The organism is Microcoleus sp. bin48.metabat.b7b8b9.023 (assembly GCF_013299185.1).
GTDB lineage: Bacteria > Cyanobacteriota > Cyanobacteriia > Cyanobacteriales > Microcoleaceae > Microcoleus.
In genome coordinates this window covers 1-17,575 of the sequence record NZ_JAAFKG010000071.1, presented here as the reverse complement: position 1 = coordinate 17,575, position 17,575 = coordinate 1, and the positions used below count along the sequence as shown (strand labels likewise).

Sequence of the window (17,575 nt, the reverse complement as noted above, 5' to 3'; positions counted from 1 at the left end):
CGCTACAGCAACACTATAAACGATTGATCTGTCCAATTGCCCAGTACAGTTTTCAGATATTTTACCAAAACAGTTGGTGGACTGAGAAACTGTACCGCTCAAAGTTTCCCAAACCGTATCTTCACAAATTCCAGTTTTTTGATTAAAGTGAATTAATACTTCTATTTGAGAGCAAAATGCTTTTGTAAAAAGCGTTTTTTAGGAGTGCAAGTTTAAGAGTTCGCTTGCTCATCTAGCAAGTTGGTTGTGGGAACACAACCTTAGGGATAATTTGCAGTTTTCAAGGAACTTATAGCCCTTCTCAGATAGGTGAGGTATGTTGTTGGGCTTCAGCCCTCTTTGTCTAAGCGGTTATATAAGCTGTCAGTCATACCTCATCTTTTTGAGAAAGGCTATATTTAACCCGTTCCTAGGATATTGAGGGAAAATTTGTGACTTTTTGATTGTTAATTATCAAGGAGATGCTATGCTTCAAAGATATTCCGAATGCTCAGCGCCCGTTAGCGGAGCCATCGAAAAGGATCGCATAATCCTCATGAAAAACGAGGTGTACAGGTTGCCTCAAACTCATCGAGAAATTCAAGTTTTGTCAGGAATTGCTTGGATTACAGTTGACAAACAGGACATCATCTTGCACAGTCCAGAAAAAATTTCGCTTCGATCGAGCAAAAACTTTGCTGTCATCTCCGCTCTCAAAAATATGCCGCTAATTCTGGCAGTTTGTTCAACAGTTGACAGTTGACAGTTAATTGTTTGAGAGCGAAATTTACCTATAAGTCCGAGTATTGGAGTAATGAATAGTCTGATTTTAAGGGAGCATCCCAATTTGGTAAAAAGCGTTTTTTACACAGTGCGAGCGTCTCGCTCGCGAACACTGCCGCGAGCGTCTCGCTCGCACTGCTGCGATCCAAATATATAGCCTTTCTCAAAAAGATGAGGTATAATTGACAGCTTACATAACCATTAAACTCAGAGGGCCCAAGCCCAACAACGTACCTCATCTTTCTAAAAACCGCTATATTATTCTGATGCAACTGTCCGCCATCTGAAAGCAAAAATGGGATGCTCCCGATTTTAATTTCTTCTTACGCCTCTGCACTTTGTTAAATAAACAAGTCTACTTCACAGGTAAAAAATGAAATTACACTGGAAACATCATCAATTGAATCCGGAAACAATCGGGCTAATTTACGGTTTTCTAGGCGTAGTTGGATTCAGCTTAACACTACCAGCAACCAGAGCCGCTGTACAGGATTTAGACCCTATTTTTGTAGGCTTAGCACGCGGATTAGTAGCAGCTATACTAGCAGCAGTCACTTTAAAAATAACACATCAGCCTATTCCCTCTAAACGGCAATTGTGGAGTTTATTAGTTGTCGGATTGGGAGTGGTTGTCGGATTTCCGCTATTATCAGCCTGGGCAATGCAGCGAGTACCTGCCGCCCACGGTGCTGTAGTATTGGGAATCTTGCCATTGGCAACAGCAATAGGGGGAGTTTTGCGATCGGGCGATCGGCCATCTTTTCGGTTTTGGGTTGCTAGTATCGCCGGAAGTTTAACCGTTGTTTGTTTTGGAATTATTAGTGGTGCAGGGCAACTCCAAACCGCAGATTTAGCTTTATTTGCATCAGTCATTGCTGCTGCTTTTGGTTACGCCGAAGGTGGACGATTAGCTAAAACTTTAGGTGGATGGCAAGTTATCTGTTGGGCATTGATAGTTATCGCTCCCTTCGAGCTTTTGCCGACAATATTTGTGGTTTTCAAACAAGGATTAATTGCTGAACCGACGGCGTGGTTGGGTTTTGCCTATGTGAGTTGTGTCAGTCAATTTGTAGCATTTTTTGCCTGGTATGAGGGGATGGCGATTGGCGGAGTTGCTAGGGTAGGGCAAATTCAGCTATTGCAACCGTTTTTGACTATCCTGGCATCCGCTATTTTGCTTGGTGAAACTGTTGAGCCGATCGCCCTAGGTAGCGCTTGTTTAGTGGTAGCCTGCGTCGCAGCGGGTAAAAAAGCATCAATTAAGCAGGCAGCAAATTTGTGATTGTGATTGTGATGTGCAGGAAATTTGCGTGGGGGGCGATCGTTGAACTCATCACACAAATTAGACGATTTAGGCAAGATTTAAGATGATTTTTGTTTGTTTTGGCGATCGGCAAAACCAGCAACTTCAGCCAGCGTATAAAGTGGCCGGCCCTTCACCTCTTCATAAATCCGCCCAATATACTGGCCCAAAATCCCAATACTGACCAACTGCACCGCACCCAAAAAGAAAACCGCCATAATTATAATTGTCAAACCACTTAATGCCGCACCCGGAGAGAAAAGACGCCAGTACAAAACCAGAAAAGCCATTAAAACAGACACCAAAGCCGAAAATAAACCCAAATAAATCGACAGTTGCAAAGGAACCTTTGAAAAAGAGACTAAACCGTTCATCGCCAAAGCAAAAGATTTGCTGAAGGTATACTTAACATCGCCAGCAAAACGCGGATCTCGTTCAAACTTAACCGCAGTTTGCTTGAAACCAATCCAAGCCCGCAGTCCCCGAATGTAGCGATTGCGTTCTGGCATAGCATTTAGCACATCCACTACACACCGATCCATCAAACAAAAATCCCCCGTATCTATGGGAATATCAACATCAGCAAGATTCCGCAAAATGCGATAATACATATAAGCAGGCAAGCGCTTAAACCAACCTTCTTGACGGCGTTGAGTGCGCTGAGCGTAAACAACTTGATACCCGAGCCGCCACTGTTCTACCATATCTAGAATTAGCTCTGGCGGGTCTTGCAAATCGCCGTCCATGATGACTGCAACTTGACCGCTAGAAAAGTTTAACCCAGCAGTTACAGCTATTTGGTGGCCGAAATTGCGGGCAAAACTAAGGTAACAAATTCGCGAGTCTTTTTCGTGCAAATCTCGCAAAATTTCCAAAGAGCGATCGCGGCTGCCATCATTGATTAAAATTAATTCTACAGATCCGTCCATTCGATCCATCACGGCACTAATTCGTCGGTACAATTCGGGGATATTTTCTTCTTCGTTATAGATGGGAATTATCAAGGAATACTTAGGTATATTGTTCATCTTAGTTTCTGTTGTAAAATCTGGTGTCAACGGTTAAATCAAATAAATCAAAACTTTATTTTTTCACAAACACGCTCAGCGGCTCCATCGACCATTTTTGTACGTAAGTTTGATTCTTGACGATTATCTCTTTTCCTTGTCTGCCATCATTTTTTGTAGACTGGTAAATTATCGCACAAGGGATAAAACCTTTGTAAGGTTCGGAATTTAATTTTTGCTTGACAACAGGATCGATAGTAGAAATATGTTCAATACGAGGTGCTGGTTTTCCTGGCTCTGAAAACATCACCCACAAGGGATATTCCCAGGCATTTTTAGCCCAAAAAGAAAGTCCTATATTCGTGCAGTTTTGAGCTTTAACAAAATCTACTGCTGTATCGTAAGCAGCCTCGATGTTGGGGCGGCTTGTAAAGTAAAGATCGTGTCTGCTGCTATTAAAAATGTTACCATCTCCCACGAGAGGTCTAAAGTTGTTGTGAAAAATCCAAGGGAGGGACATGAAAATCAGAATTGCTACCAGATAATTTGCGTTTTTATGATTTGACAATTGCGATAGTACCAATCCAAATATTGGCGAAAATAATACAAATATTGACAGGTGGTGGCGGCTCTGCCAAGGTTGTAATTTCAGAAGCAAACAAAGAAACAAAAAAGTCATTATTACAGCAATCAAATAAGTTATAACTATTTTTGTTTTTTGCCAAATAGGATTTTTTAATATAAATGTAAGGCTGGCAAATATTAGCCAAAAGTGAATGGGATTGGTCGCTGTATTTTCATTAAATGAGGGTGTGGCGATCGCAAATACTTGTCCGGGAGGCCAAGTGATGCGTGGGTCGTTGGTCGCTACCCCCAGTATTCGGTGCAGCACGTTAATCACTCCCACGATCAAACCGTTAATTCGGGAGATCCTCGTACCCGCTTGCATACCTAAATTTCTAATGATATTTGATAGGAAAGTTGGCAGGGTAATTGCTTGAATTTTATATTCTTTTGTAAAACTTTCAGGCGCTCCGATCGCATAACCGAACAAATCATAATTTCGCCAAAAGTGACCGACATTCAATACAAAAGTCACACCAGCTATTATCAAAATAGGTGGCAGCATTTTCCCCCGAAAACCTTGAATTCCTCCTACAACAAACCAAATAATAAAAGGCAAACAAAATATATAAGCTGTCGTTTTTGTCAAGAGAGCCAGACCCAAACTTGCACCGATTTTGAAAGTATTAATCCCAGTTATGCCTGCGGAGAGTCCGGCTAAACCGCAGGAAACAAAACACACTACCCAGAAACATACAGCATAATCGTTTTGAGTGCTAGAGCCCTGGAGGATACCCATCGGCAAAGTCGCAGCAAAAACAGCAGCAAAAACTTGACCCCGCCCATTTGCCCCCAGTTGCTTAGCAATTAAAGAAACTGCGATCGCACTTCCCACCATACTCAACCACTGTACCAAATTAGCAAAGCGATCGCCCCCGCTTAAAATCTGAAAGTGCATAATCGCAAACTCAGCCCCAGGCGGGTGATACAACTGCGGCACGTAAGAAGTGGGATAATGCTCGACACTGCGGTTTTGCATCCAGTGAGCAACCCGACTCATGTGATAAGTCATAGAATCCCAATTGTTAGGCGGTGCAACTACAGCAATTAAACCAACCGCAGCAAAAATAAATAATACACCGCCTAGCAACCCGACTAATACACTAGAAAATTTCTCCTCTTGACTTTTCTCAAAAATTGGCTTGACAGGTTTAAATTTTAGATAAACCATCAAGCCGAGAATATTTGCTAACAACCACAGCCCGAACACCCACTCAAAAGTCAGCAACCTAAATAAACTCAAAATTTCAGTAGATAAAGCAACTATAACTCCCCAAACAATTGCTGCGGACAAAATAGCACTGCGCCAACACTTATCTATTTTCTCAAATACGATGAAAAAAATACCCAGACTTACCAATGGCATCAAACCAAATATATCTGTTATCATCAAAGTTAATCCTAGTGCTAAAAGTTAGAATCACAACCTAAAAATAAAAAAATATGACAAGTTCTAACTATCTTTGGCAAGTGAATCAAGATTTAAGCAAAACTTGCTTGCAACATCCCTTTGTCAGAGGCATTGCTGACGGCAGCCTCCCCCAAAAAAGTTTTGCATATTACGTTGCACAAGACGCATTTTTTCTGAGAGCATTTGCCCGCGCTTACAGCATTGCTGCGGCAAAAGCACCCGACTGGGAGGGATTTGAAATCCTCCACAATCTCGGCAGTGGCGTTTTAGAAGAATTGCATCTGCATCAAGGATATGCAGCGAAATGGGGTGTAAACTTGCAAGAGGCTAAACCGGGAATTGCTACCCGCCGCTACACGGATTTTTTATTAGCAACAGCTTGGGGAAGCGGTGTCGGTTTGACAGTAGCGGCGATGACTCCTTGCTTGCGGTTGTATGCTTTTTTGGGACAGCAGTTAGCTAAGCCTAATATACCAAAACACGCCTTGAGCGACTGGATTGTCACCTATAGCAGCCCTGAGTTTGAGATTTTAGCTTCACGGCTGGAAAGTTTGGTCAACCGCTATGCCGAATCTACACCGGAAGTAGAAGCAACCTATCGCTACGCTATGTTGTGCGAAAGAGACTTTTTTCAGGCAGCTTGGGAGGTACGTTCAACAGTTGACAGTTGACAGTTGACAGTTGACAGTTGACCATGGGAGAGCGACCTCTACCCTTAAGTCCGAGTATTGGAGTAATGAATAGTCTGATTTTAATTTCTCCCTCAAGGGGAGAGGCTTTCAACCAATTCTTTCTGGTAAATTAAGTTTTTTCAAGAGATGCTCCCCAACTATCGCCCCTAAGCTACCCACAGCCAACCTGCAAATCTGACGGAAACATACAGCAGAAATATACCAAACAATCCCATCAACCCGTAACCCCAACGAGGCTTAGCTGCTAGCAACAACCCGAGAGCTATTGAAAGCGGCAGCATACCGTAAGCGTAGCGGTTTACCGATCGCAAAGCTCCGGAATTAAGCAGCAGTGCTAAAGAGCAAAAACCGTAAGTCAAAACTATAGTGCTAAGCCTTTTTCGCAAAAACCATAATAAATAGCCACTGCCAAAAATCATTACAATTCTACTGATAGCAGATAGCTTCAACTTGAGAGCTTGAATCAATACCTCGAACCAACTCGGCTGAGCCCATCCCTTTTGAACGTGAACAAATGCTAAAGCATCTCCAAAACGAAGAGCACAATATAGACTAAATGAAAGCAAGCCAAGAGCGCTAGCGAAACCAGCAGCATAAGCAAGTGGAGGTCTTTTTTCCCTCCAAGCTGTTAGCAAAAAAGTAGGTATCAGCGCTACTCCCGGCCCCCTAGTAGCAGTTGTCAAAGCTCCCCAAACAGCAGCCCAAATATACTCGCCCCTCTCAAAAGATCGCAAAGCAGATGCTGTCAGAAACAGAAACAATCCTTCTGTATACATGACAGTGCAAAATAGCGAGAACGGACACCAAGCTAGCATAGCGGTTGTCCATTTGGCAACACCAGTATCGTATCGCTGTTCTACCCAAAAATAAATCAGCACTAATGCGCCCAAAAATGCAAAAGAGTTGATTAATACCCCTGCTACGTCCGATCGCATTCCGAGTGCCATCAGCCCCCGAATTAGCAAGGGAAACAGCGGATAGAAGGCAACAGAATGTTGCTCTCCGTCATCGGCGTAGGAGTAGCCTAGGGTAGCGATTTTGGTGTACCATCCGCCGTCCCAATGGGAGAACAACTCCCAGCCACTTTTGGGAATAAAGCGCGCAACAACAGGCGTTGAGTCCTGAGACTGGTAGAGCAGCGAGTGATGGTACAGGAAGGGGGCAATTAGCTGCATCCCGATCGCAATTACCGATCGGCTCAGCAACCACATAGCAATTACAAAAATTAACCCGTCTCTGCTTTTAGTGCCTGCTTGACGCGGACTTACTTCTAACCCTAAATCAGCATTTGTCATCGCTAAAACAGCACCAGACTGTTGATTTTAAATTACAGTATAGTCGGCTGCCTATCGATCGCCAAATATATACGTAAGTACAGCGGTACTGCTAATTTTAGCGTCCCAGTTTATTAGGAATACCTTCGCAGCCGCCGGGAATAGTCTCTCGCGACTTCGAGCCACACCAAGCGCAGCAGTAATAACGCTGCTCGTCCGACAGCCGCTTGACAGCAGTGAAATCAGCACGTTCAACCACAGCGCCGGTATATTCGCCCGTTTGATAGTTGGCAAATTCCGTGCGGCTGCGGGGAGAAGCAGTTTCTGCCAAGCCGTAGAATAATTTGGTGCCTCTAATGTCGGCGCGAGCGAGATTGGCGTCGTACAGAATAGCGCGCGAGAGGTTTGCTTTCACTAAATCGCACTTGCTGAGATTGGCCCGGACAAGGTTGGCTTCGCTCAACTCAGTCCACCGTAAATCCGTGCCAGCGAGGTCAGCACCAGCTAACATGACGTTTAAATCGATGACGCGAAGGCCGTGATCTCTGTCTTCAGCGTAGCCACCATCGCCGTCAAGGATGGGGCGGCCTAAAAGCCGATCGCGCTTCAGAGGAGTAATCAGTCTCGACTGCGACAAAAACCGCAGAATTTTCGCTTTACCTTCAGCATCCACACTGCTCATAATCGCAGCGGTGCGGCCTTCGGCGATCGCCCTTTCCTGCGGCCAATCTTCCAAAAACCCTTGCTCGTCAAGGGCTAAGTCGGAAACCCCTTGAAAATAAGCATCGATCGTTTGCTGCTGGGTAATGCGATTTTGCTGAATCGTCAAATCCTTCGAGATCACGTACTGGCGCCAAGCCACGTAAACGCCCAAAATTGCGATCAAAATTTGACCCAAAGCACCAATTAACTCGCCGAGAGCTCCGATAGCATCCCAGTTGATTTGGATGTTGCGGCTTCCCGGTTCAGTGTTAGTACCGCTGAGCATCAGCAAGCCCACAATCCCAGCTAACAGCCCGAAGCAGGAGATGATCAGCGTGCGCCAAGTCGGCGGAATTACCTGCACCCAGATTTTGCCCCAACTCGGCCACATCATCCGCAGCGATATGCCGATCGCACCGATAGCCCCAAATAAGCCGATCCAAATGCTGTCGTTAGCGAGCCCGACAATCATCGAGGCGATCGCCGCCAGCGTCAGCACCGAACCCGTCACCTCAGCAGTCGTTTGTGCAGGCTGCTGCGGCAATAAAACCTTGCGAGTTGGAGGTGGCGGTGGTAGCGGTTTTGCCGGTTCAGCAGTAGCAACGATTGTCGCTGATTCTGGCTGCACAGTAGGGCTCGCACCGTTGAGACTTTCTACAGTCACGTTGGACTCTGGAGGATTGGGTTGAGGAGAGTTCGGTTCTGGTGTCATGCGTTGAGGCAAATTCTAATTTTGGGCAGTCACTAAAACGATTTTAACCAACGAAGCACGATTCTAGATAGCATTACCAAAAAAATGGGTTGAAAGCCCCGTCCTTATAGGACGGCTTTAATTTCCGAAATCCGTAAATAATTATGAAATATACACCTTTTGCAAGCGAAAACTCTTGTAAAGATGATAGACTATTCTCATGATAGTAATAGAGTTTAAATTAAAAGGCAAAGCGCAGCAATATCGGATCGTTGACGAGATGATCAGAACAGCTCAATTTGTCCGAAATAAAACTCTTAAATACTGGACAGAAAATCAAGGAGTTAAGCTAGTTGACCTATACAAACAATGCGCCATCATGGCAAAAGAGTTTGAATGGGCGGGTAAGCTTAATTCGATGGCACGTCAAGCCTCCGCTGAACGTGCCATTTTTGCCATCCAACGTTTCTTTGCTAATTGCAAAGCCAAGAAGCATGGGAAAAAAGGCTACCCGCAGTTCAAAAAGCATACTCGATCGGTCGAATATAAAACTTCGGGTTGGTCGCTTTCTACCGACAAGAGATGTCTAACATTTAAAGACGGTTTTGCTGCTGGGAAGTTCAAGTTAATCGGCAATCGAGATTTGCATTTCTATGCGCCTGACGAGATTAAACGAATCAGAGTTGTGCGCCGTGCTGACGGCTACTACGCCCAATTCTGTATCAACGTGGAGCGAAAAGAGGAGCCTATTCGCACTGGCAAAGCGATTGGAATAGATGTGGGATTGAACCACTTTTATACTGACAGTGACGGTGAGACAGTCGCCAACCCTCGATATCTCCGCAACAGTGAAAAGGCTTTGAAGAGATTGCAGAAGCGGATTTCTCGAAAAAAGAAAGGCTCTAGCAATCAAAAAAAAGCGCTTAACAAGTTAGGAAGAAAACACCTGAAAGTCAGTCGGCAGCGTAAAGACTTCGCCATTAAGACGGCGCTGTGCGTAGTGAAATCTAACGATTTCGTAGCCCACGAAGACCTTCAGGTGAAAAATATGGTTAAGAACCATAAGCTTGCCAAATCGATTAGCGATGCAGCATGGTCGCTGTTTGCTCAATGGTTGGAGTATTTCGGGAAAGTGTATGACAAAACAGTGATTGCTGTTGCTCCTCAATACACATCTCAAGACTGCTCAAACTGTGGCAATACTGTCAAGAAAACACTTTATACTAGAACTCATATTTGTTGTTGCGGTACGATATTAGATCGCGACCACAATGCCGCAAAAAACATTTTGACCCTCGGGTTGAAGCAGGCAGCAATCAATTTGAATACGGCGGGGCACGCCGAAATTAACGCTTGGGGACAGACCGATCTCTACTCGTTGGTGGCAGCATCAACAAGCAAATCGACTGATTGATCCAAGAATCCTCGCGCCCTGACTGCCGAGGAGTGTCAAAATAGAAATATCCAGTAATTACACTCAAAGAGGTAAAATAATATGACCCTGGTACTCCCCAATCTTCAAGGCAAACAAAAGGGTCAAGTAATCACTACAATCACCGTCACGAATCGCATCGATCGAGTTATGGCCGAGCGGGGATTTATTTCTGCCGAGGAAGTTCGCTCTGTTATTCTCAATAATGTTGTTGTCGATACCGGAGCAACTCTGCTTTCCTTGCCAGCTCCTATTATTAGCCAGTTAGGCTTAATACAAGTAGGAGAAAGAGATGTAGAAACATCGGCTGGCATCAAAAAAGGTCGAATTTTTGCCGACGCTCAAATTATGGTAGCAGGCAGAGAAGGTAGATTTGATTGTTTAGAATTGCCAGAAGGCGTTGCCGCTGTTTTGCTGGGCGTGATTCCGATGGAAGAACTAGGATTAGAACCCGATTTGAAAAATAGACAGTTGCGAGTATTGCCGATGAACAATCAGCAAACATATCTAATGGCTTAGTTGAAAGGTTTGATCCTTCGGACTTTAGTCCTTCTTAATGCGGACTAAAGTCCGAAGGATCAAACCTTTTTATATGAAAAATTTTGCTTGCACCTAGCGAGCCAAATAAGCCCTGACTAAATACACACTAACCGTCGCAAATATCACAAAAGTTAGCCCAAAGACCAATTCTACACTAAGAGTTTGAGCATTCCCCAAAGCCACAAGAATTTGCTGGCGCACGATAAAAGCAAACAACCAACAAATCTCCGCCTTCAGCCAAACCAAAAGGCTTCGCCCCAAGAGATATTGTCTGCGCGCATTTTCCTGAGTAATCCGTACCGGATAGTTAAAAGTATGTGGATAGCGCGATACCGCAGTTAAAACCACAAAAATAAAAGCAGCCACTGCTGGCAGCATCCAAATCATCACCTTGTCGCCCAAAGCATCAGGCTGTCCCCCCAAGCCGAAGTGAATTGGAATGCGATCGGGCAAAACCGCCCAAAATTGTACGATCGGCAAAATCGACACTAAAATCGCGATCGCCCCCGCAAGCTCTACCGCCAATAAAACAGGCGAAAGCCCCAGAGAAATAACAGGCCGTTGGTTTGGTGCGTTTCCAGTCATAGCTACTTAAAATTAGATTAATATTGAAAATAATAGTATTGGTTCCCATGTAATCCCCCAACCGCTTTCGTTGGGGGTTTCCAAACATCTCGCGAGGTTTTATGACGGTTCAGGTTTTGGTTGAAAAGAAAAAGTTAGAAAAACCGCCCCTAACAATACACACTTTAGGCGATCGCGTCCTGCGGCAGCCAGCAAAGCGCGTCAGCAGCATCGATGCAGAAATTCGGCAGCTAGTCCGAGAAATGCTGCAAACCATGTACAGTGCCGACGGCATCGGTTTGGCCGCCCCCCAAGTCGGAGTCAACAAACAAGTAATCGTACTCGACTGCGAACCCGACAATCCCGCCACACCCCCATTGGTTTTGATCAACCCCACCATCAAAAGTAGCAGCGGCGATATCTGCATCTTGCAAGAAGGGTGTTTGAGCATTCCGGGAGTCTATTTTGATGTCAAACGCCCAGAAGTCATTGAAGTGTCATTTCGCGACGAATTCGGCCGCCCGCAAACCCTGAAAGCGACAGATTTATTGTCGAGGGCAATTCAGCACGAAATGGATCACCTCAACGGAGTGCTGTTTGTAGATAGAGTAGAAAACAAGCTCGCACTGAATGAAGAATTAGTCAAGAAAAAATTTTCGCCTAAGGCAGTAAAATCAGTATGATGGCAGGAACTCCCAAAAGTGGTTTATTGTTAGCTCTTTCGTGCATCACTGCGATCGCCGCAGTCGGCTCAATCTTTGAGCTGTCTTCGGGAGAAGCTCAACTCGGCAATGTAGTTACCGGCATCATCCTCGCCCTCAGCGTACCGCTCACAGGCATATTTTTCTATGCAGCCGTTCAGGATGCCAGAGCAAATTTATGATTAGTCATTAGTCATTAGTTAGTTGTTAGTAGTTAGTTGTTCTTGGTTATTGGTTATTGGTGAGTTTGCCTGTATTACTTGTTGTTGATTTCTAGTTCTTGAGTGTTACTGGTTAGTTGTTGATTGTTACGAATAACTAATAACTGCTCGCCGAGCATCAATCAAAAACAACAAATAACTAATAATTAACAACTAATAACTAATAACTGATGAGTGATGAGTGATGAGTGATGAGTAAGCTGTTGTGCATTTAAATTGAATGTCAAAAAAACAGTTTCCCGTTTTGTGGGGAGTAGGGGTTGGGCGTCCCGCCCGCCCTGAATATGCAATTTAAATGCGTGACAGCTTAACAACCAACAACTAAAAACAAATAACAACAAATAACCAAAAACAAATAACCAAAAACAAATAACCAAAAACAAATAACCAAAAACAAATAACCAAAAACAAATAACAAATAACAAATAACTAATGACTGATGACTAATGAAATCGGATTTCTGCGACAAGTGCCCGCCAAAGGCGCTGCGTCGGGGCCAGCGTCCAAGTACCAACTTTCAGAATATGGAGAAGTGGCGATCGGGCGCGATCGCAATTGTCAAATAGCTTTAGAGTCGATCGCCCACGGCATGGTTTCCCGCCGCCATGCCGCAGTCCGTCCCTTAACTCACGGTAATTGGACGAGATGGCAAATTTGCGACCTCAACAGCGCTAACGGAACTTATATCAACGGCCAAAAGCTCGAAGGCTGTCAAACATTAGAAACAGGCGATCGCATCAGTCTCGGCCAAGACGGCCCAGAATTCATATTTGAATCTCCCGCAACCCCAAACCCAACGAAACCCGGATTCCCCGCCACAAAAACGGGCAATTTTCCGGTCAGTGAAAAAGACGCTCTTACTTTAACTCAATTATTCCCGATCGCCTCCACGGGCAAACAATTAAGTCAAAAAGCCTACTTATATCCAGGTATTGCCACAGTTATCTTTGTCGTGTCGCTGTTTGTGGCCGTCGGAAATCCCCCAGCATTCAACTTTCTGCTGTCAGCTTACATCGCCGGTGCCGCTTACTACTTTATCTATCAACTGTGCGGCAAACACAAGCCGTGGTGGGTATTACTTGGTACAGCTTTAGCTACAGTTCTGATATTGCTCAGCCCCTTATTGATTGGATTTATCTTAGTATTTAGAGAAATTTTGCCCGGTCGCTTGCCCGCAGAAGGCGAAGAAATCAATTTTTTGTCTTTTTCGATCAGAATGTTCTTCGGGGCGGGTCTGATGGAAGAATTGCTGAAAGCCTTGCCCGTTTTAGGAGCAATGCTTCTGGGAAATTTGCTAAAAAATCCGTGGCGCGATCGCATCGGCATTTGGGAACCTTTAGACGGAATCCTGTTAGGAAGTGCCTCAGCAGTCGGTTTTACACTATTAGAAACTCTCGGGCAGTACGTCCCCCATATTATCCAAAATGTCACCTTGCAAGCAGGGCCCGAAGCCGGACAATTAGTAGGATTGCAGTTGCTCATTCCCCGAATTTTGGGTTCCGCCGCCGGACACATGGCTTACAGCGGCTATTTGGGATATTTCATCGGTTTGAGCGCCCTCAAACCCACGAAGCGCTGGCAAATTTTAGGCGTAGGTTATTTTAGCGCTTCCGCACTTCACGCTTTATGGAATGCGTCAGGTGCAGTCAGCGTAATTTTGCTGGCATTAGTGGGAGTTTTGTCCTATGCGTTTTTAGTAGCAGCAATTTTGAAAGCTCGGGCTTTGTCTCCCAATCGATCGCAAAATTTTGCAACTCGAATATTTTCCGAAAAATGATTGCTGACTGCTTAATTGTTAACAGTCGCACGCGTCAAGCTGCCATTTTTTGCTTGTGTTTCAACCAGCTTAAACCTGCCAATGCTAAAGCTGTCCCCCCAGCAGTTATGGGTTCGGGAACTGGTTCTGGTGCGGTATCCACTAGGGAGTAAGAAACCCGCGCACTGCTGATAATTGTACGACCTCTGCCCAAATAACGCTCCCTGTTGCTAACTATTGTCTCACCATACCCCCAGAAATAAGATGCCCACGCAAGATTGCTCGCCTCCTCGGTACCCATATACCAGGTTGCGCTGCTCTGAAACTTAATGTAATCAGTCCCTCCTCGTTCCTCTTCTCTCGTCGCATACTCCACACCCGATGCTTGCAGTCCGCGAAAATTCCCTTGATTAAATAAAGCTATAGCCCCTGCTAAATCATAGTCATTTTCATAGACCCTGATAGGGGTGTTAAATCTTCCCTCACCAACTGCGATTTTTTCATATCCTATTCCTGTCAGTGAGGAATCACTAAACTTAAAAAAACCACTACCTCCACCCTTTTCCACTTGAAAATTGTAGGTGAGTACGGCGGCTTGTGCTTTGTCTACTCCTACCAATGACAACGCTGCATAACTTAAAATTGTGCTGGCGATCGCACTTCCTAATCTCTGCCTTTGTTTTTGATTCATAGTCGGCCTCATCAGATTTTACTTAAGTTTAGTTTGTTGCAGACAGCGATCGCCAATAAGTCTCCGCATTCTTAACATAAATTCTTTTGAATTCAAAGATTGCCCAATCTCACTATCGAATTACTACGGATGCGATTTCTCCCAAATTTGTATTATTTGCTACTTGTTGACTGGGAATTTTTTGCCAAAACAAGAGAAATGTTCGATCGTCCTGGAAAAATATGCCGATCGGTTTGTATTGTGGCGATGTGGCGGGCGATTCGCGATCGGGATAGCTATGCTTCACAGATTCAAACACCATATTTTAGTGCTTTTGTCAATACCCAATTCCCTGAAAAGGGATCGGGTTCCTACTGCCTTTTGCAGTCTGCCTTCTGTCGCCTGCCTTCTTCCCTGTTTCTTCTTCACTTGTCTTAGAAATTCTTCACAAATAGTTTGACTGTGGTACTATCTGGATGGCTGTGAGTCGATCGGGAAGCCAACGGGCTTGATTCCTGTGGTGGAGGAGAATCCAGGAGTGCTAGATAGGATGTCATTGGGATACGGAAATGTTTTCGGTCAGCGAAGTCAACTCGAACCCCTCCGCATTGGGGTTATTGGAGTTGGCAATATGGGGCAGCACCACACGCGAGTTCTGAGCTTGCTCAAAGATATCGAGCTCGTGGGTGTTGCAGATATAAATGTAGAGCGGGGAATTGATGTAGCAAGCAAATACCGGGTTCGCTTCTTTGAAGACTACCGGGATTTGCTCGCCCACGTAGACGCAGTTTGCGTCGCCGTTCCAACTCGCCTGCACCACCCTGTGGGGATGTCTTGTCTCCAAGCAGGGGTTCACGTTTTAATTGAAAAGCCGATCGCGGCTAGCATTGCTGAAGCCGAATCTTTGGTCAATGCGGCTGCTGAAGCCCACCGGATTTTACAAGTGGGTCACATCGAGCGCTTCAATCCAGCTTTTCAGGAACTCGGCAAAGTGCTGAAAACTGAAGAATTACTGGCATTGGAAGCTCACCGGATGAGTCCCTATTCCGATCGGGCCAACGACGTATCGGTAGTTTTGGATTTAATGATCCATGACATCGACTTGCTCTTGGAATTGGCAGATTCTTCAGTGGTGAAGCTGACGGCCACTGGCAGCAGGGCCTCAGATTCAGGTTATTTAGACTACGTGACAGCGACGCTGAACTTTGCTAACGGCATTGTCGCCACTCTGACTGCCAGCAAGGTGACGCATCGCAAACTCCGTTCAATCGCGGCTCACTGCAAAAATTCTTTGACAGAGGCAGATTTTCTCAACAACGAAATCTTGATTCACCGACAAACAACCGCCAATTACGTGACGGATTACGGTCAGGTGCTTTACCGTCAAGATGGGTTGATCGAGAAAGTCTACACCAGCAATATTGAACCGCTCCACGCAGAATTGGAGCATTTTATTAATTGCGTGCGGGGTGGCAACCAGCCTTCTGTGGGAGGAGAACAAGCTCTCAAAGCTCTTCGGCTTGCAAGTTCGATCGAGCAAATGGCTCTCGACGGTCAAGCTTGGTATCCCAAAGAGCTAGAGTCTAGTTTGCAAGTTAGCTAAATCGACAAAAATTGTGTCGTTTCCGGGTGCTTCTACAGTTTGGGTTGGTTGTTCGTTGAAGAGGGTAACTGTTCGGGTGCAACCGGATTCGATGTAAGTCGATTTGAGATTTTCAATTTGAGATTGACTTGCAACTCCGTGAATCTGAGGGCTTAAACAGTCGATTTTAGATTTTCTATTTTCAATTTGAGATTGACTCCCATCCTCTATTGGGGGATGCAACAGTCGATTTGAAATTTGAGATTTGAGATGAAAGAATTGATTCCAAAGATGAATCTGAGGGCTTGAACTAAAATTGAAATTTTCGGTTCTCTACAATCTAAGTATGGGAAGTATCTGTTTTTGACTCAAATTACAATTTAGGTGAAAAAACAGCGACTATTTGACGGCTGATGGTTTTGCTAACTAACTGATTTCCTTGAGGACTGAGGTGAATGCTGTCTCTATACAAAGTTGAAATTTGAGCCGCACAATTGAAAATGGGAAGAAAATCTATGTAAGTAATTTTCTCGCGTTCGACGAGTTCGGCGAGACGCTCTCTAGCCTTGATTTCCCAGTCGCGAGAGCCAGAGTCGCCGAATTCGCCCCGCTTGGGCGTCACGGCTAGCAAAAACTTGACGTTGGCGGATACTGCTATTTTCTGGATTTGGCGAATAGCTTCTAAGTTGCAGCAGACTACATCGCTTTCGGCTGCTGGTGCTGCTAATTGGCGAGCCGGCAGTGTTGGTACCAGGTAGCGGCTCAATAACTCTAGTGTCGCCGATCGAGGTTGGCGATCGGGATAAGATCGATCGCGCCCCACAACTTCAGCACAGGGAGCCGATGCAAACAAATCGTCCGTATTCAGCAGCAACACCAAAACCTTTGCTCCAAAAACACCAAACCGCTTCGCATAAGCAAGTTGATTCCTCGGCCCCCAAGAATTGGCTGAAGCGTTGAGAACTTCAACATCCGAATAGTTGACTTTTGCACCTGATTGTGAATCGCTCGTCAGATTCTGTACTTGCAGCCTCAACTGCCGAACCATAATTTCCGAGATGGTATCTGTCTGATCTGTCCACCAACCGCCGTTGGCGACAGAATCACCCAACAGCAAGACGCGCAGAGTTTCGGGTTTGGGACTTGGGGCGATCGCTCCACTACGCATCGAATACTCGTTAATCTCGATCCGGTTGCCCAAGCGGCGCACCCTCTGGTTCGGCGCCAACAAATAGCCACACTCAGCATCGGCAATATAAATCAAGGGATTGCCAAAACCCAGCAACACGCGCAGCAGCACTTCGATTGTCGCCCACAATCCTGCGGTGAGGCCCAAAACGATCAGAACAACTTTTAACAATTAACCTCGATCGAAAACGAAAAACTGCTGCTGAATTCGGGGTTTTAGCAACTTGGTCGCGCGATTGAGTCAACCGAATCGCCCATTCCTTTGCGCTGCATATCCACAAAAGCTGTCTCCAGTCGTCTTAAGATTTGTTGGAGTACTTGAGCGTTGACAGATACATTTAACCCGGTAAATCCCGGACTAAGCCCAGAATAGCCGTGTATGGCAAAACAGAAAAAGCAGCAAGCTCTCCTGTCAGGGAGGTATCTCTCAAAGCTTTCAACAAAATATTGAAAGC

The 17,575-nt window shown here is 45.2% G+C and carries 17 protein-coding genes; 9 read left to right on the top strand and 8 right to left on the bottom strand.

From position 1 onward, the window contains the following. Positions 1-535: 535 nt before the first annotated feature. The gene (locus tag QZW82_RS28405) at positions 536-742 is read left to right on the top strand and encodes a hypothetical protein (protein WP_293156430.1); all 207 of its coding nucleotides are present in this window, start codon (positions 536-538) and stop codon (positions 740-742) included. 393 nt (positions 743-1,135) lie between these two features. After that, complete coding sequence (locus tag QZW82_RS28400) at positions 1,136-2,044, top strand: DMT family transporter (protein ID WP_293156427.1); 909 nt, start codon at positions 1,136-1,138, stop codon at positions 2,042-2,044. 80 nt (positions 2,045-2,124) lie between these two features. On the opposite strand, the gene QZW82_RS28395 is transcribed toward QZW82_RS28400, so the two are convergent. After that, complete coding sequence (locus QZW82_RS28395) at positions 2,125-3,093, bottom strand: glycosyltransferase family 2 protein (protein ID WP_293156424.1); 969 nt, start codon at positions 3,091-3,093, stop codon at positions 2,125-2,127. A 55-nt stretch (positions 3,094-3,148) separates the two neighbouring features. Beyond that, positions 3,149-5,086 (bottom strand): hypothetical protein, encoded by a 1,938-nt coding sequence (locus QZW82_RS28390; RefSeq protein WP_293156421.1) that lies wholly within the window; start codon positions 5,084-5,086, stop codon positions 3,149-3,151. A gap of 53 nt (positions 5,087-5,139) precedes the next feature. Here QZW82_RS28390 and QZW82_RS28385 point away from each other — a divergent pair, with 53 nt between their 5' ends. Next, positions 5,140-5,778 (top strand): TenA family protein, encoded by a 639-nt coding sequence (locus tag QZW82_RS28385; RefSeq protein ID WP_293156418.1) that lies wholly within the window; start codon positions 5,140-5,142, stop codon positions 5,776-5,778. A gap of 167 nt (positions 5,779-5,945) precedes the next feature. On the opposite strand, the gene QZW82_RS28380 is transcribed toward QZW82_RS28385, so the two are convergent. Further along, positions 5,946-7,094, bottom strand: coding sequence for a mannosyltransferase family protein (locus QZW82_RS28380; RefSeq protein WP_293156415.1), 1,149 nt, complete (start codon positions 7,092-7,094; stop codon positions 5,946-5,948). A 97-nt stretch (positions 7,095-7,191) separates the two neighbouring features. Next, complete coding sequence (locus tag QZW82_RS28375; protein ID WP_293156412.1) at positions 7,192-8,487, bottom strand: pentapeptide repeat-containing protein; 1,296 nt, start codon at positions 8,485-8,487, stop codon at positions 7,192-7,194. A gap of 199 nt (positions 8,488-8,686) precedes the next feature. Between QZW82_RS28375 and QZW82_RS28370 the strand changes: the two genes are divergently transcribed. Beyond that, the gene (locus tag QZW82_RS28370) at positions 8,687-9,880 is read left to right on the top strand and encodes a transposase (protein WP_293156409.1); all 1,194 of its coding nucleotides are present in this window, start codon (positions 8,687-8,689) and stop codon (positions 9,878-9,880) included. Between the two features lie 81 nt (positions 9,881-9,961). Beyond that, entirely contained in the window at positions 9,962-10,417 is a 456-nt protein-coding gene (locus QZW82_RS28365) for an aspartyl protease (RefSeq protein ID WP_293156406.1), read from the top strand. 93 nt (positions 10,418-10,510) lie between these two features. On the opposite strand, the gene QZW82_RS28360 is transcribed toward QZW82_RS28365, so the two are convergent. Continuing rightward, complete coding sequence (locus QZW82_RS28360; protein WP_293156403.1) at positions 10,511-11,023, bottom strand: DUF1648 domain-containing protein; 513 nt, start codon at positions 11,021-11,023, stop codon at positions 10,511-10,513. A gap of 101 nt (positions 11,024-11,124) precedes the next feature. On the opposite strand from QZW82_RS28360, the gene def reads away from it, so the two are divergent. The 3 genes from def to QZW82_RS28345 all read left to right on the top strand — a co-directional run bounded on the left by def (position 11,125) and on the right by QZW82_RS28345 (position 13,701). Further along, complete coding sequence (gene def / locus QZW82_RS28355; protein WP_293156400.1) at positions 11,125-11,685, top strand: peptide deformylase; 561 nt, start codon at positions 11,125-11,127, stop codon at positions 11,683-11,685. Beyond that, positions 11,682-11,885 (top strand): hypothetical protein, encoded by a 204-nt coding sequence (locus tag QZW82_RS28350; RefSeq protein ID WP_363318893.1) that lies wholly within the window; start codon positions 11,682-11,684, stop codon positions 11,883-11,885. The genes def and QZW82_RS28350 overlap by 4 nt, the downstream gene beginning before the upstream one ends. Before the next feature lie 478 nt (positions 11,886-12,363). Further along, positions 12,364-13,701: a PrsW family glutamic-type intramembrane protease gene (locus QZW82_RS28345; RefSeq protein WP_293156397.1), complete on the top strand. Its 1,338-nt coding sequence runs from the start codon at positions 12,364-12,366 to the stop codon at positions 13,699-13,701. 34 nt (positions 13,702-13,735) lie between these two features. On the opposite strand, the gene QZW82_RS28340 is transcribed toward QZW82_RS28345, so the two are convergent. Further along, positions 13,736-14,371, bottom strand: coding sequence for a PEP-CTERM sorting domain-containing protein (locus QZW82_RS28340; protein WP_293156394.1), 636 nt, complete (start codon positions 14,369-14,371; stop codon positions 13,736-13,738). Between the two features lie 112 nt (positions 14,372-14,483). Continuing rightward, positions 14,484-14,672 carry a hypothetical protein gene (locus tag QZW82_RS28335; protein ID WP_293156391.1) on the bottom strand — a complete coding sequence of 63 codons (189 nt, stop codon included), beginning with the start codon at positions 14,670-14,672 and terminating at the stop codon, positions 14,484-14,486. Positions 14,673-14,900: 228 nt separating this feature from the next. Between QZW82_RS28335 and QZW82_RS28330 the strand changes: the two genes are divergently transcribed. Further along, positions 14,901-15,953 carry a Gfo/Idh/MocA family oxidoreductase gene (locus tag QZW82_RS28330; protein WP_293156388.1) on the top strand — a complete coding sequence of 351 codons (1,053 nt, stop codon included), beginning with the start codon at positions 14,901-14,903 and terminating at the stop codon, positions 15,951-15,953. A 352-nt stretch (positions 15,954-16,305) separates the two neighbouring features. Here QZW82_RS28330 and QZW82_RS28325 read toward each other — a convergent pair whose 3' ends face one another. Further along, the gene (locus tag QZW82_RS28325) at positions 16,306-17,292 is read right to left on the bottom strand and encodes an SGNH/GDSL hydrolase family protein (protein ID WP_293156385.1); all 987 of its coding nucleotides are present in this window, start codon (positions 17,290-17,292) and stop codon (positions 16,306-16,308) included. Between the last annotated feature and the right edge of the window lie 283 nt (positions 17,293-17,575).

Coding starts and splice junctions, on each gene's coding strand:
- def (WP_293156400.1), top strand. CDS start 11,125: ATGACGGTTCAGGTTTTGGTTGAAAAGAAAAAGTTAGAAAAACCGCCC.
- QZW82_RS28360 (WP_293156403.1), bottom strand. CDS start 11,023: ATGACTGGAAACGCACCAAACCAACGGCCTGTTATTTCTCTGGGGCTT.
- QZW82_RS28370 (WP_293156409.1), top strand. CDS start 8,687: ATGATAGTAATAGAGTTTAAATTAAAAGGCAAAGCGCAGCAATATCGG.
- QZW82_RS28395 (WP_293156424.1), bottom strand. CDS start 3,093: ATGAACAATATACCTAAGTATTCCTTGATAATTCCCATCTATAACGAA.
- QZW82_RS28380 (WP_293156415.1), bottom strand. CDS start 7,094: ATGACAAATGCTGATTTAGGGTTAGAAGTAAGTCCGCGTCAAGCAGGC.
- QZW82_RS28375 (WP_293156412.1), bottom strand. CDS start 8,487: ATGACACCAGAACCGAACTCTCCTCAACCCAATCCTCCAGAGTCCAAC.
- QZW82_RS28330 (WP_293156388.1), top strand. CDS start 14,901: ATGTCATTGGGATACGGAAATGTTTTCGGTCAGCGAAGTCAACTCGAA.
- QZW82_RS28390 (WP_293156421.1), bottom strand. CDS start 5,086: ATGATAACAGATATATTTGGTTTGATGCCATTGGTAAGTCTGGGTATT.
- QZW82_RS28340 (WP_293156394.1), bottom strand. CDS start 14,371: ATGAATCAAAAACAAAGGCAGAGATTAGGAAGTGCGATCGCCAGCACA.
- QZW82_RS28365 (WP_293156406.1), top strand. CDS start 9,962: ATGACCCTGGTACTCCCCAATCTTCAAGGCAAACAAAAGGGTCAAGTA.
- QZW82_RS28345 (WP_293156397.1), top strand. CDS start 12,364: ATGACTAATGAAATCGGATTTCTGCGACAAGTGCCCGCCAAAGGCGCT.
- QZW82_RS28335 (WP_293156391.1), bottom strand. CDS start 14,672: ATGGTGTTTGAATCTGTGAAGCATAGCTATCCCGATCGCGAATCGCCC.
- QZW82_RS28400 (WP_293156427.1), top strand. CDS start 1,136: ATGAAATTACACTGGAAACATCATCAATTGAATCCGGAAACAATCGGG.
- QZW82_RS28385 (WP_293156418.1), top strand. CDS start 5,140: ATGACAAGTTCTAACTATCTTTGGCAAGTGAATCAAGATTTAAGCAAA.
- QZW82_RS28350 (WP_363318893.1), top strand. CDS start 11,682: ATGATGGCAGGAACTCCCAAAAGTGGTTTATTGTTAGCTCTTTCGTGC.
- QZW82_RS28405 (WP_293156430.1), top strand. CDS start 536: ATGAAAAACGAGGTGTACAGGTTGCCTCAAACTCATCGAGAAATTCAA.